Origin of the sequence: Protofrankia sp. Cr2 (genome assembly GCF_963555885.1) — a bacterium.
Classification (GTDB): Bacteria; Actinomycetota; Actinomycetes; order Frankiales; family Frankiaceae; genus Protofrankia.
In genome coordinates this window covers 1-13,524 of record NZ_CAUVXG010000088.1, presented here as the reverse complement: position 1 = coordinate 13,524, position 13,524 = coordinate 1, and the positions used below count along the sequence as shown (strand labels likewise).

The window sequence follows — 13,524 nt, the reverse complement described above, 5'->3', positions numbered from 1 at the left end:
ACCGACCGCACCGGGCTGGTGTGGCCGGTCAGGGTGCGTAGCTGTGCGCCGGTGGTGGTGTCCCACAGCCGGACCGTGTTGTCGGTGCTGGCGGAGGCGAGCCTCGCGCCGTCCGGGGAGAATCCCACCGACCGCACCGGGCTGGTGTGGCCGGTCAGGGTGCGTAGCTGCGCGCCGGTGGTGGTGTCCCACAGCCGGACCGTGCCGTCGGTGCTGGCGGAGGCGAGCCTCGCGCCGTCCGGGGAGAATCCCACCGATCGCACCCAGTTGGTGTGGCCGGTCAGGGTGCGTAGCTGCGCACCGGTGGTCGTATCCCACAGCCGGACCGTGCCGTCGGCGCCGGCGGAGGCGAGGATCGCGCCGTCCGGGGAGAACCCCACCGGCCACACCCGGCCGGTGTGGCCGGTCAGGGTGCGTAGCTCCCGGCCGGTGGTGGTGTCCCACAGCCGGACCGTGCTGTCGTCGCCGGCGGAGGCGAGGATCGTCCCGTCCGGGGAGAACCCCACCGACCGTACCCACTTCGTGTGGCCGGTCAGGGTGCGTAGCTCCCGGCTGGTGGTGGTGTCCCACAGTCGGACCGTGCCGTCGGTGCCGGCGGAGGCGAGGATCACCCCGTCCGGGGAGAACCCCACCGACCACACCGGGCCGCTGTGGCCGGTCAGGAAACGCAGTTGCCGGCCGGTGGTCGTCTCCCGCAGCCAGACCGTGCCGTCGTCGCCGGCGGAGGCGAGGATCGTCCCGTCCGGGGAGAACCCCACCGACCACACCCGGTCGGTGTGGCCGGTCAGGGTGCGTAGCTGTTCGCCGGTGGTCGTCTCCCACAGCCGGACCGTGCCGTCGTCGCCGGCGGAGGCGAGGATTGCCCCGTCCGGGGAGAATCCCACTGACCACACCGGGCCGCTGTGGCCGGTCAGGGAACGCAGCTCCCGGCCGGTGGTCGTCTCCCACAACCGGACCGTGCCGTCGTCGCAGGCGGAGGCGAGGATCGCTCCGTCCGGGGAGAACGCCACCGCGTTCTGCGGTGCGGTCGCCGACCGCGGCACCGCCTGCGCGGGATCCCGTCCGGCGACCGCCGCCGCGGCCAGCTCCGGCGCGCCTGCGGCCGGGCCGAGCCGCCCACCGAGAACCGCCGCCCGCCCCCACCGGCTACCCGTCAGCACCGCCCCGGTCAGATCCGTATCGACGAAACGAGCACCGCGAAGATCCGCACCGGTCAGATCCACCCCGGGAAGCTCGACGCCGGTCACCCTCGCCTGCCGCAGCGACGCGCCGGCCAGATTGGCCCCGCGCAGCACCCCGCCGATGATCTGGACGCCGTCGAGGTCGGCCGCCCGGCCCACCATCCACTCGGCCCGGACATCACGCAGGGTCGCCCCGGACAGGCTCGCCCCGGTCAGATCCGCGCCGGACAGCGCGGTCGCGTCCAGGGAGGCGCCGGTGAGCAGCGCCTCGCGCAGGTCTGCGCCGTGCAGGTCGGCGCGGTCGAGGCGGGCGTCGGTCAGGTTCGCCCGCCGCAGATCAGCGCCGCGCAGATCCCGGCCGGAGAGGTCCTGCCCGGAGAAATCGGTGTCGGCGAACTTCGCCCCCGTCCGCAGCCCGATGCCCAGCCGGCGCGCGACCAGGTCCGCGTTCGCCTTCGTCACCGCGGGCGCGTCCGCGTCGTCGACGGTGTCCTGCGCCCAGCGGGCCGCCTCGTCCCGGCCGGCCAGATCGGTGAAGAAGTCGGCCATCAGCTCCGACATCGCCCACGCCGCGAGCAGATCACCGGCATCGCCGCTTGTCGTGAGCCGGCGGGCGATGTCGGCTGCGACCAGATATTCCATCACCGACTGGTGGATGAAGGAGAACCGGCCGTCGGCGTCCCGGCGCAATGCCGTGCCCGAACCGAGCAGGTGAGCGGTCTCGTCCGGGGTGAGGCCCCGCGGATCGCGCATCGACCGGAGCACCCGGCCGGCGATTTCGGTCAGCCTGGACAGGTCGACGAAGGCGAGACCGTCGCGCCACAGGGCCACGGCTAGCTCGGTGACGGCGGCCTCCCGTTCGTTGACCGTCAGCTCCGGTGACCGGGCGCACTCGTAGGCCAGCCACTGGCCCACCAGTTCCCGGTACAGGTCGGCCGCGGTGACCGTGCCGCCACGCTGGCGCGCCTGGCGCAGCCGATCCTCCTCCAGGTCGGCGATGAACGACAACAGTCGTGGGTTACGCGCCAGATCGGGGAGGTCCCGCACCTCCCGGATCAGGTCCAGCCGGGCTGTTGCCCGCTGGTCCGCTTCCACGCGGCTGGCATCGGTGTCGGGAAACTCCACCGCCAGTGTTCGGGTGAAGCGCCCGACGAGGAAGTCATGGATCTGGTCGGGGGTGAATTCCGCCAGCCGGACGATGAACTGGCCGAACGTCCGTTCGACCTTTTCCCCGGTCTTCTTCAACACCTCGCCATCGGTGAGGAAGAACTCGGCCCGACTCGTTACGACGATCTTCGCCTGATTGTCGAGGGCGGCCAGCAGGGTGTCGAGGTGCGCGACCGCGCGTTTGTAGGTGACGCGGGCGGCGAGTTCGTCGAAACCATCGAAGATCAGTATCAGTCGGCCGTGACCGAGCATGTAGCGGAAGGCGTCGAGGTCTGGCCGGCGGACCTGGGAGTCCACCAGGTGCTGGGCGACGAGCCGGTCGAGTTCAAGTGACTTCTCCAGCTGCCGCAGCTCGATCAGCATCGGGTCCACATGGGGTAGGTGGCGGGGTAACTCCAGGGCGAGCTGGTGTGTCAGGAAGGTCTTGCCGTGGCCGGAGTCGCCGAGCACGAGGATGAACCGGGCCTCGTCGGTGGTCAGCCACTCGACGATCTGTTGGAGGGCGGGGTCGGGCACGGTGCCAGTTCCCGTGCCCGTCGCGGTGCCGGTAGTGCGGTGGACCCGTCGGATGCGCTGCGGCACATACAGCTCGGGTGGGTAGTCGCGGTCGGTGCGTAGCCGGGCCGTCTGCCGCGTGACGTAGCCGCGCAGGTCCAGCACACCCTGGTATTCGGGCATGCTCAGCAGCCGGACACCGCACCGCTCGGCGTGGTCGACCAGCTCCGGCGCGGCCTGCGTCCCGCCGGTGTAGACGAGGTCGGCGAACAGGCCGGGGAAGGCGGCCAGGTACGGCGCCCGGACCGTCGTGGCGAACTCGTCGACCGCCGCCGCGTCCAGTTTGCTGTTCGCGAGTTCGCCGTCGATCAGGCCGACGACCCGCTGCTCGACGACACGGCCCTCAGCCCGCCGCACGCGCAGGTGCGCCGCCCGCCCGCCGGACGCCTCGACCCGCTCGACCGTCGCGTGCGGGTGGTGCAGGCGGGCCACCGTGGCGATCTCGTCCAGGGTGTCGGGTGGACGCCGCGGTGGTCCGGACAATCCGTGGGAAAGCTCGTCGTCGTACGGGTTCTGGTCGGACCATTCGCGGCCGTGCCGGCCGGATCGGTGCCGGCCTTGCTCACCCGCCATGTCGTCCGGCCCAGGTGAGGGCGGGGTCGGGGATGGGAAGGCCGCGTGCACCGATCGGAACGCGCACGGTGTGCGTACCGACCAGGAGTCACCGGCCGGGTCGATGCGCAGGTCCCCGGTCCAGCGTTTCTGGTCGGGTTCGTAGCGGCGGGCATAGCGGGTGAACCCGTCCCCGGTGATGCGGAGCAGTTGGTACTGGTTGGGTACCTCGGATGGGCGGGCGTGGGCGTCGACCGCCGCGCTGCCCGTGGATGTGACCGGCAAGGTGGACTGCGACAGCCAGCTTGTCCGGCCGTTGTGGGTGTGGCCGTGCAGTAGCAGGTTCAGGTGCGGGCCGAGGATCCGGTCGAGGTCGTCGGCGTCGCGCAGGTTCTCCTCATCGGAGGTGGCGCCCCGGATGGGGTTGTGGTGTACCGCGCCGATCCGCAGCCAGCCGTCCCGTTCGTAGCGGCGCAGCGTGTCGGCGACGGCCCGGATCTGGTGTTCCCCGAGCCAGCCATAGTGCTCTTCGTGCGTTTCGGCCATTGTCGAGTTCAACCCGGCCACGACGACTTTGCGGTCGGGGATCTCGATCAGCGACCATTCCGCGCCGACAGCGAAGCCGATTGCGGCGTCGGTGCCGTAGAACCGCCGGAGCAGCGCGTCGAAGCATTCCCATTTCGGCCAGTACGGCGGCTGGGGTTTCCGCTTGAATGCCTGCTCACGCAGGAAGTAGGACTGGCAGAGCAGCCGGTTGACGTCGTGGTTGCCGGGAATGAGCACGAACCGGTTCCGGTCGAGTTCCAGGCTTTCCGCCAGCGCGACGAGGAAGTCGTACACCTGGTCGAATTCGCCATCGTCGCCGGTTTCGGCCAGGTCGCCGGTGAGTACGACGAGGTCCGGTCGCAGGCCCTCGGTGTCGGCGCGGCCTCGTAGGTCGTCGTGCAGTCGTCCGAACAGGGACGAGTGGGCGCGGTCGGCCTCGGTGAGTCCGGCCCGGCCGAACACGTGGTGCGCCCCGAACTGGGTGTCGGAGATGTGCAGCACCGTGACGACCGGCTCCGTGGGCTCGTCCGGCCTGCCCGCGGCCGTCCTGCCCGCGGCCGTCCTGACCGCGTCTGTCCTGACCGCGTCTGTCCTGATCGTGGCGGCCTGACCGGGGACCACCGGTTGGTCATCCGACCCCGGGAATGCGGGTCGTGCGGCCGCGCCGGGGAACGGCGGGGCGACGGCGGGCTTCGCCCGACCCCTGACGGAGCCGGTGATCCCCGCGAGCAGCGTGTCGGCGGCGGCCGTCTCGTCGCGGCCGACCAGATCGATGGAGGTGATCGAGCGCAGCAGCCCGCCAGGCTGGCACTGCGCGATGACCACCGGCACGATCCGGCGCTGGAGCCCCTCGGGGTCGTCTGGCCAGATCGCGAGCCACTCGGCGTTGCCGTACCGGGATTCGGTCAGGTAGGTGGGGGACAGGACGGGCACCACCCGGGCCGAGGTCTGCAGCGTGCGGTCCATGCTGGCCGCCCAGTTCGTGCCCGGGACGAGGTCCCACGCCTGCACGAACACCCGCGCGGACCGGTCGCCGAACCGCACCCGTGCCTCAAGCTGCCACGCGATCCACGCCGCCCAGGGCGCGTCCACGCCGGTGTAGCTGACGAAGAAGTCGTAGCGACCGCCGTCATCGGACGCCGGTGTGTCGGTTACCCCGCCCCCGTCAACCATGGGTAAAGAATGTCACGATACGCGCCCGTTATGGATTTGATCATTCACGTAGTGGCGTCGTGACCTACGTCAGCCGGTATTCCCGATCGCCGAAATCCGCGACGACACGGAGCTTCCCACCGAGGGCGTGCACGTACGCTCGCAACGTCGACAGCGTGACAGTGTCAAGATCGCCCCGCTCGATCGCCGACACCCGGGGCTGCTTAACCCCCATAACCGCAGCGACGTCCTCCTGGGTCCGGTCCTGTTCGGCGCGCACCTGAGCAAGGTGCCACGCACGGATGTGGTCAGCAGTGGCCTCGCGGGCATGATCCATGTCGTCGTCGGTGAGCTCGAGCTCGGCCAACAGCTCTCCGACATCCTCGTATGCGTGCCACCCTGCGGCGGTCTTCTCAGTCATCTCACTCAGCCCCATCACTCAGCCCCATCACTCAGCCCCATCACTCAGCGCCGCTAGATGCTCGGCGTAGCGCGCTTGCGCGAGCGGGATCGCAACGTCGTACCAGCGTTGCCAGTTGCCGGACTTGTCGCCGGCGACTAACAGGACCATCTGCCTGGCGGGATCGAACACGAACAAAACCCGGACCTCGGTCTCGCCGGCACTGGCGGGCCGCAACTCCTTCAGGTTGTGTACCTGGCTGCCCTTGACCCGGTCAACAAGTGGACGCCCCTCGTCCGGACCACGGCCGTTGATCACGTGTTGGATGGCCTGCCCGATGAGCGCCGCCGTCTCACGGTCGCCCTTGCGGATCTCATGCAACCAGTCCCGCACCTCGGGATGTATCACCAACAGCCACCTGGCCATGGAGCCAATATAACAAAAACGTTATGACCTTGCCGCCGCGCCGGCTACGCCGGCTGCACCCGCCGGTGGGTATCGCAGGGTGACCCTGCGGTAGGAGACGACCGGATCAGATCCGAGGGATGATCGGCGCGAGTTTGTCGTACGGTACGCTTTTCGGCCGAAAAAGCGTACCTGGCAACAAACTCGCGCCGATCTTTATCGATGTCCGGTTGGAGCGCCCGGCAACAGGGACGCGGCGTCACGGGGATCAGTAGGCGGGGCTGACGGATTCGATGTTGGCGACGGCGAAATCACGTTGGGCGTTGCGCAGGTGGCACCAGGAGTCGAGCCACTTGCCGTAAAGATGTTGTGGCTGGATCTGGCGAACCGTCCGGGTGCCGTTGTTGTCCCGGTAGGTGATGACGATGTCGCTGTTGTGGTCCACGGCGTCGGCCAGCAGTCCCAGTTCCGCCTCGTTCAGACGGGTGTTCAGCCGCGCCAGCAGTTTGACGGCGCCCGAGCCCAGGATCGTGTCGTCGTCGGGGTGCGCGGCCAGCCGGCGGGCGAGATCAACCGGGGAGACCCGTGGTGGCCTGCGGGCGGGGCCGTTGAAGCGGGGGGAGCCCTCGTGTTCCTGTCGGCGCGGCACGATCATCGTGCCGGCGGCGTCCTCGGCGATCGGGTAGAAGCCGACCTCGCGCAGCCGGGTCAGGACCTCCTCAAGCTTCAGGGGGCTTGCCAGGACGGTGGGTGCCAATTGGCTGAGCTGCAGTTTGGCGAGCGACCGGGTGTGCAGGATCTCGGCGGTCGTCGCCTCGTCAGCGACGACGCAGCAGCGCATGCCGCGCACGCGCACATGGCCGTGCCGGCGTGCGATATCGGTGATGAGGTACTCCAACGGCTGCGGCACGGCATGAGCCGACATGGTGCGCAGCTCCGCGAGAAGGTCGTCCGCGGCCCACCCGGCGTCCAGGGCGGCCCGCACGCTCGACGACGTGAAACGCCACGTCCCGGCGGCACCGCGAGACTCCGCGACGGCGGCGTCGCGCAACAGCTGGGCCGCGCCCGCACTTGGCTGGCCGGCCACCATGGCGGTCAGATCCGACTGAATGATCACGCTGAACGTGGCTTCGGGTAGCAGCCCGCTACACCGTCGTGCCAGTTCCTCGACGGCATCGGCCGGCGCCGCCTCGTCGACCTCGTTGACGGCCAGCAGGTGTTCCCCGAGTTCGGACAGCACGTCGACGGCGACTACCCCGAGCAGTTCCGCCTCCCGCACCGCCGCGGCGATCTTGTCGTCGCGTCGGACGGGGTCATAGCCGTGCAGCGGGCAGAACCAGTCGATCTCCCGGCCGGTCGCGCGAACCGAGGCACCCAGGCCAGCCGAACCGGCCGCGCCCACCATCGTCCGCCGCAGCCAGCCCGCCCCTGACATCAGAGGCAGCGGCGGCGGGACCTCCTTGTCACCTTCGATCTCCCGGCTGGACGGCGCGTGCTCGAGGGCGAACCACGCCGTTGCGAGCACGGCCCATCGCCGGCCCGGCTCGGCGGCGCGCCAATCCTGGTAGTCCGATGTCGGCGCATACCCGCCGTCGACCAGGCCCAGCAGACCGGCGGCGTACGCGAGATCGATCCACAGCAGGAGGTCGCCCTCGGGCATGGACAGTCGTTTCGCGAGCCGCGACCGTTCCCGAGGCCCCACTCCACCCTTTTTCAGGGCCACCACAGGTGTGGCGCGGGCCTCGTCGAGAAGAGCCGTCACCCGCCCCACCGCACCTTCGGCGGCGGCCTGGGCGCCGGAACGCACCATCGTCGCGTCGACGTCCGGGCGGGCAATCATCGGCCGGCCGGTCAGGGCCAGGTCGGTTTCGGCCCGCCAGGCGGCGACCGCGACTTCCCGAGGCAGCTCGGGCTGGCGGTTGCTGACCAGCACCAGACCCGCGGCGATCAGGGCTTCGGTCTGACTGATCGAAGTGGGCGACCCGTACTCGATGCGCCACGAGTAGTCGCCGGTCAGGCCGCGCCGGAGCTCCTTGAGCCGACCCTGCGTCTTGTCCGGAAGCCCAGAAATGATCGTAATGAGCCGGTCGGTTTCCGACATCAGTTCGGACAGTCGCGTACCCAGCTCAGATTTGCCCAGGCTGCCGGGGTCGGCCCCGAGGGCTGTGATCGCGGTGCGCAGATCCGCCACGAGGACCGAACGGGCCATCGTCTCCACCGGGCGGGCGGCGCCGATGTCCGCCGACCAGTGCGTGAGAAGCCGTTCCGGCAGCCGCAACGCACCGGAGTCACGCCAGGCCAGGCCGCGGACGCACAGCTCGGCACCACCGTCGCTGACGGCATCCTGCGAAGCACCCAGCCAGGCCGCCAGCGCGGGCACGGTCGCCGACCCGCCCAGCACGGCGAGGCCCTGCCCGACACGCACCGTGTCCCGGTTCAGCGTCCGCATTGCCGCGACGAGCGAATCCGTGCCATCCAGCCGGTAAACCAGCTGGAGGAAACCTCGCGGAACCGGCTCGATCAGGACATCCGGGCGCGCCTCCAGCAGTGTGATCAGCGACGCCTCGTCCAAGGTTGACAAGTAGTCGGCGAACGATTGGAAACTCACCTGCTCCATTGTGCCGGCCAGGCTACGTGCGGACGCCACCGGCATACCCCCGGCCCGACCGGCAGGCTGTCGGTGTCATATCGAGTCTGGGACCGGCTGCAGCAGGACGATCTGGCGCAGCACTATCTGGAGCAGGAGGTGCAGCGGCGATGGCTCTACACGGCCAGGCGAGCGGCGAGCGGGCACAGGAGATGGTCGGCATCCGGCCGCAGTTCATCCGCCCGGGTGAGGAGGACGTGGTTCCGCGGTTCCGGATGCCGCAGGAGCCGATCGCCCCGGAGACGGCATACCAGATCGTGCACGACGAGCTGATGCTCGACGGCAACGCGCGGCTGAACCTGGCCACGTTCGTGACCACCTGGATGGATCCGCACGCAGACCGGCTCATGGCCGAGTGCGCCCCCAAGAACATGATTGACAAGGACGAATACCCGCAGACCGCCGAACTGGAGGCGCGCTGCGTGAACATGCTCGCCGACCTGTGGCACGTGCCCGACGCCGAGAACGCGGTCGGTTGCTCGACGACCGGCTCCTCCGAGGCGTGCATGCTCGCCGGCCTCGCGCTGACCCGGCGCTGGCGGACCCGGCGTCGATCGGCCGGCATGCCCGCCGATCATCCCAACATCGTCATGGGTGCCAACGTGCAGGTCTGCTGGGAGAAGTTCGCCCGCTACTGGGATGTCGAGCCGCGGCTGGTACCACTCGCGCCGGGGCGCACCCACCTGACCGCGGACGAGGCGGTCGCGCGGTGCGACGAGAACACCGTCGGGGTGGTGGCGATTCTCGGGTCGACGTTCGACGGCAGCTACGAACCGGTGGCCGAGATCGCGGCTGCCCTCGACCGCCTCGCGGCGTCGGGTGGCCCGGATGTGCCGGTGCACGTCGACGCCGCCTCCGGCGGGTTTGTGGCGCCCTTCTGCGATCCGGATCTGGTCTGGGATTTTCAGCTGGATCGGGTGGCGTCCATCAACGCCTCCGGCCACAAGTTCGGGCTGGTCTATCCGGGGGTGGGCTGGCTGCTGTGGCGCGACAAGGCGGCGCTGCCGTCCGAGCTGGTTTTTGAGGTGGACTATCTGGGCGGCAGCATGCCGACATTCGCGCTGAACTTCTCCCGGCCGGGTGCCCAGGTGGTCGCGCAGTACTACACACTTCTGCAGCTGGGTCGGGAGGGGTATCGGCGGGTGACGCAGACCTGCCGGGACAATGCCCGCTGGCTGGCTGATGAGGTGGCGAAACTGGGGCCGTTTGAACTGGTTTCGGATGGCAGCGGTATCCCGGCGTTCGCATTCGCGCTGCGGGATGAGGTCACCGAATACAGCGTCTTCGACGTCTCCGAACTGCTCCGCACCCGTGGCTGGTTGGTACCGGCATACCGGTTCCCGCCGGCGCTCGAGCAGCTGGCGGTGCTCAGAATAGTCGTGCGCAACGGCTTCAGCCGGGATCTGGCCGGATTGCTGGTCGCGGATCTGCGCCGGGTGGTGAACCGGTTGTCCGATCCGCATCGGCGCCCCTGGCCGCAGGAGGATGACGGCGTCACCTCGTTCCATCACTGATCGCGCTGCGTTCGGGTTCCCACCGCCGTTCGGGTTCCCACCGCTTGACGGGTGCCCGCCGCTGTTCGGGCTGATCCGTCCGCGCACCGTCGTCCAGCTGTCCGTGTGCGTGTCGCCCGTTGGTTGCCCGCCCGACTGCATCTGTGCATCTGTGCTGGTGAGACTTGCCCGCGGCGCGTCGGGGGACGCGCCGTGGAGGAGGAACGGATGAACCGTCTGGGAATAGCCGCAGTCGCGGCGGGTGCCGTGGCGCTGTCTGTCATGGGTGCCGGGGCCGCGTCCGCCCATTCGCCTGACCAGGGCAGCGCGCTCGCGGCGCAGGACGACGCGTACTGGGTCAAGGCGGGTGGAGTTCTCACCGTGCGCGGTGACGGGGTACTCGACAACGACACCGGCTGGCCTGCGACTCTGGTCAGGCACACCCAACCCGCCCACGGCACGCTCAGCCTGAACCAGGACGGGTCGTTCCGTTACACCCCGGCGGCCGGCTTCATGGGCACGGACACGTTCACCTACTCGGTGAGCAACGCGGTGTCACTTTATACCACGCACGTGCCGCCGATCGCCACGATCGGCGGTGTACCGATCACCGGTGGTGGCTTCGGCTCGTCGCTGTATCCGGTGCCCGGATCACCGGGCGAGTACTACGGCGTGACCGACCGCGGCCCGAACGTCGACGGCCCGAACGGGGTGAAGGTCGAGGCGCTGCCGGACTTCGACCCGGCGATCGGCCGGTTCCGTCTCGTCGACGGCAAGGCCGTCCTGCAACGGGTGATCCCGCTGCGCGCGGCGGACGGCTCGCCGTACTCGGGCCGGGTCAACAGCCAGGCGAACACCGGCGAGAGCATCGTCGACCTCAACGGCAGCCCGCTCCCGGCCGACCCGAACGGTTACGACTCCGAGGGCCTGGTTGCCCTGGCTGACGGCACGTTCTGGGTATCAGACGAGTACGGTCCGTTCATCACCCACTTCGGTCGCGACGGTCGCGCGATCGAGCGGCTCTCACCGTTCGACGGGTCGCTGCCGGCGGAGCTCGCCAAGCGGGTGCCGAACAAGGGGATGGAAGGGCTGACGGTCACCCCCGACGGGCAGACCCTGGTCGGAGCCATGCAGCAGGCGTTGGCGCAGCCCGACCTCACCGCTAAGCCTGCGAGTGTCACCACCCTGCGGATCGTCACGTACGGCCTGCGTACGCACGTCACGCACGAATACCTCTACCTTCTCGACGACCCGAAGGTGAACAGCGGCGCGGTCAGCGAGATCACGGCGCTGAGCGACACGACGTTCCTCGTGGACGAGCGTGACGGGCACACCGAGCCGGGTGCCTACAAGAAGCTGTTCCGCATCGACCTGGCCGGCGCCACCGATGTCGGACCGGCCGCGACGCTGCCCGGCGTGGTCTATGACGCGGCAAAGGGCGGCCTGCTCGTCGGCCCCAACCAGCGCACGATCGAGGCATACGTCGGGACGGCGACGACGGTGAACGCGACCGCCGCGCTGGCCGCCGTCGGCATCACCCCCGCCGCCAAGAGCCTCAGCGTCGACCTGGGTGGTCTGCTGACCGGCCTCGACCCGGCCGGCGGGTTCTTCGGGCATGACAAGCTCGAAGGGGTTGCGGTCGCCGACGGCGGGCGCACGATCATCATCAGCAACGACAGCGATTTCGGTATCGACGGCGTCACGAACAGCATCCCGCCGTTCCAGCTCCACACGAAGGTGCTGCCGAACGGGACGCAGGACGATGGCGAGTTCCTCGTGATCGACACCACTCGCCTGCCGGCGGCGGTCAGCACCGCTACGGTCACGGTGACGGTCGGTCCGGGTAGCCACCGTCACTGACGGCCGCTGACATGCGTTCGAAGCCGGCCCCGCGCGAATCTTGCGGGGCCGGCCTCGATCCGTTTTACGGCGGTTGTCAAAGGGCGGTGGTCAGATGGCGGTTAGCCGACGGTCGTTATCTGACGGTCGCTATCCGCGCGCCGACACCGGTGAGGTACAGCGGGCTGTCGGTGAAGTCCTCGCGGTCCTCCTCGCCGACGTAGAGGTCGATGTGTTTGTTGCCGCCGAGGCCCGGGGTGAACTCGTCGTGGATCGTCCACGTCGCCGCACGCAGCCGGCCGCAGGCGCCCGTGTCGATCGCCGAGTGGTCCTCCTCGGTGCCGCACGCGACAACGGTGAACCTGGCGCCCTGGGCCAGGACGCCTGAGTCGGCCGCGGCGCTGATGAACGGCTGCAGGCGCTGGCCCGTGGTGTCGGCGGGGACCGTGTCGAGCCAGTAGCCGGTGTCATACGACCAGTTCAGGTAGCTTCCAGCGTGGTCACCGTTGGTGATCCGGCCGGTGCCTTCGTCGTGCACGGCCTTGACGAAGTCCTTGGGATAGGTGCCGAGCGCGTCGTGGCCGTGTTCGCAGTCCTGGCGCGGACAGCCCGTCACTTGCTGAGGTTGGCCGTGGTGGAAGCTCTCCACTGCTGTGTAGTAAACGGTGATCGTCCAGCCGTCACTGGCCTGGCCAGCGGGTGCGGTGGTAGGGACGGGAGCGCCGGTGCTGTGGGCGGTCGCCGGTGGTGGAACCGCGCCGTGACTGGGGGTGCCGGTGGCAGGGGCGGTTGCCGGCGGCGGCACCACGGTGGGGACGATGGTGATGGTGTGCTGGACGGTGGGTTGCGGTTGGGCCGGGCCATGGATGTCAGACGAGTTCAGTTGGCAGCCGGCCGCAGCCAGGCACAGTAGGACGGCGATGCCCAGCGGCCCGGCCCGGCCCGTGGGCATCCGACCGCCGAAAATACGAAGTCTCAACATATTGCGTAGTATTACTGTCCTCGGCGGTCCAGTCACCCCCCGTTGGGGACAAGACACGCGAGGGCCCACACAGCACGCGACCCGGCCGATGGAGTGGTCGGCTGAGTTGCGCGTCCACGGTGGTGCGCAGCCAGCGCGTATCCGGGGGCGTGCCCAGCGGGCGGGTGCGGAACTTCGCCTGGATGACGACTTAGAGCGACCGGCAATAGGGGACGCGGCGTCGCGGGGCCGGGGCACGCACCTCGCCTCGTTGTCGTCGGTCGACACCCGACACCTCCGGTGCCTCCCTCCGCCGCCTCGCGATGCACGCACCCCAGCCCTGCTCCTTGATCCACTCCACTATTGCCGGGCGCTCATAGCCGTTCCAGCCGGCGGTGTGGTCGTCGGGTGCCCAGCGGACCCGGCCGCTGTAGGTGGCTTCGCGGCCGCCGTCGGGGCCGTCGCCGAAGACGCCGACACTCGGCCCGAACACCTTCAGCGCCAGCGCCTGGGTCAGGTGCTCGAACTCGCGGCTGCCGAGCCGGGTCAGGTCGTAGTCCACGTCCTGCATCCTGCATCCTGCCGGGACGGGATCACCGGCAGGATGCAGGATGCAGGACGTGGAC

8 protein-coding genes are annotated in these 13,524 nt (G+C 69.5%); 2 read left to right on the top strand and 6 right to left on the bottom strand.

Annotated features, from left to right (window positions below; all coding sequences use genetic code 11):
* From U9978_RS23005 to U9978_RS22990, 4 genes are all read right to left on the bottom strand, one after another.
* A partial coding sequence (locus tag U9978_RS23005) for a pentapeptide repeat-containing protein (protein WP_322763234.1) occupies positions 1-5,174 on the bottom strand: 5,174 nt, incomplete at its 3' end.
* 64 nt (positions 5,175-5,238) lie between these two features.
* A complete protein-coding gene (locus U9978_RS23000) occupies positions 5,239-5,574 on the bottom strand; it encodes an XRE family transcriptional regulator (RefSeq protein ID WP_322763233.1) in 336 nt (111 codons plus the stop codon).
* A 27-nt stretch (positions 5,575-5,601) separates the two neighbouring features.
* Positions 5,602-5,979 carry a type II toxin-antitoxin system RelE/ParE family toxin gene (locus U9978_RS22995; protein WP_416211114.1) on the bottom strand — a complete coding sequence of 126 codons (378 nt, stop codon included), beginning with the start codon at positions 5,977-5,979 and terminating at the stop codon, positions 5,602-5,604.
* 247 nt (positions 5,980-6,226) lie between these two features.
* Positions 6,227-8,575 (bottom strand): helicase-associated domain-containing protein, encoded by a 2,349-nt coding sequence (locus tag U9978_RS22990; RefSeq protein WP_322763235.1) that lies wholly within the window; start codon positions 8,573-8,575, stop codon positions 6,227-6,229.
* Positions 8,576-8,715: 140 nt separating this feature from the next.
* Between U9978_RS22990 and U9978_RS22985 the strand changes: the two genes are divergently transcribed.
* Positions 8,716-10,119, top strand: a complete 1,404-nt coding sequence (locus U9978_RS22985) for a glutamate decarboxylase (RefSeq protein WP_322763231.1) — start codon at positions 8,716-8,718, stop codon at positions 10,117-10,119.
* A 207-nt stretch (positions 10,120-10,326) separates the two neighbouring features.
* Positions 10,327-11,958, top strand: coding sequence for an esterase-like activity of phytase family protein (locus tag U9978_RS22980; RefSeq protein ID WP_322763230.1), 1,632 nt, complete (start codon positions 10,327-10,329; stop codon positions 11,956-11,958).
* Between the two features lie 115 nt (positions 11,959-12,073).
* On the opposite strand, the gene U9978_RS22975 is transcribed toward U9978_RS22980, so the two are convergent.
* Together U9978_RS22975 and U9978_RS22970 are read right to left on the bottom strand one after the other, a co-directional pair.
* A complete protein-coding gene (locus U9978_RS22975; protein ID WP_322763229.1) occupies positions 12,074-12,916 on the bottom strand; it encodes a hypothetical protein in 843 nt (280 codons plus the stop codon).
* Positions 12,917-13,109: 193 nt separating this feature from the next.
* A partial coding sequence (locus U9978_RS22970) for a hypothetical protein (RefSeq protein WP_322763228.1) occupies positions 13,110-13,524 on the bottom strand: 415 nt, incomplete at its 5' end.

What these genes read in the sequence shown, in the direction of transcription:
- U9978_RS23000 (WP_322763233.1), bottom strand. Translation starts at nt 5,574, where the DNA reads ATGACTGAGAAGACCGCCGCAGGGTGGCACGCATACGAGGATGTCGGA.
- U9978_RS22995 (WP_416211114.1), bottom strand. Translation starts at nt 5,979, where the DNA reads ATGGCCAGGTGGCTGTTGGTGATACATCCCGAGGTGCGGGACTGGTTG.
- U9978_RS22985 (WP_322763231.1), top strand. Translation starts at nt 8,716, where the DNA reads ATGGCTCTACACGGCCAGGCGAGCGGCGAGCGGGCACAGGAGATGGTC.
- U9978_RS22980 (WP_322763230.1), top strand. Translation starts at nt 10,327, where the DNA reads ATGAACCGTCTGGGAATAGCCGCAGTCGCGGCGGGTGCCGTGGCGCTG.
- U9978_RS22990 (WP_322763235.1), bottom strand. Translation starts at nt 8,575, where the DNA reads ATGGAGCAGGTGAGTTTCCAATCGTTCGCCGACTACTTGTCAACCTTG.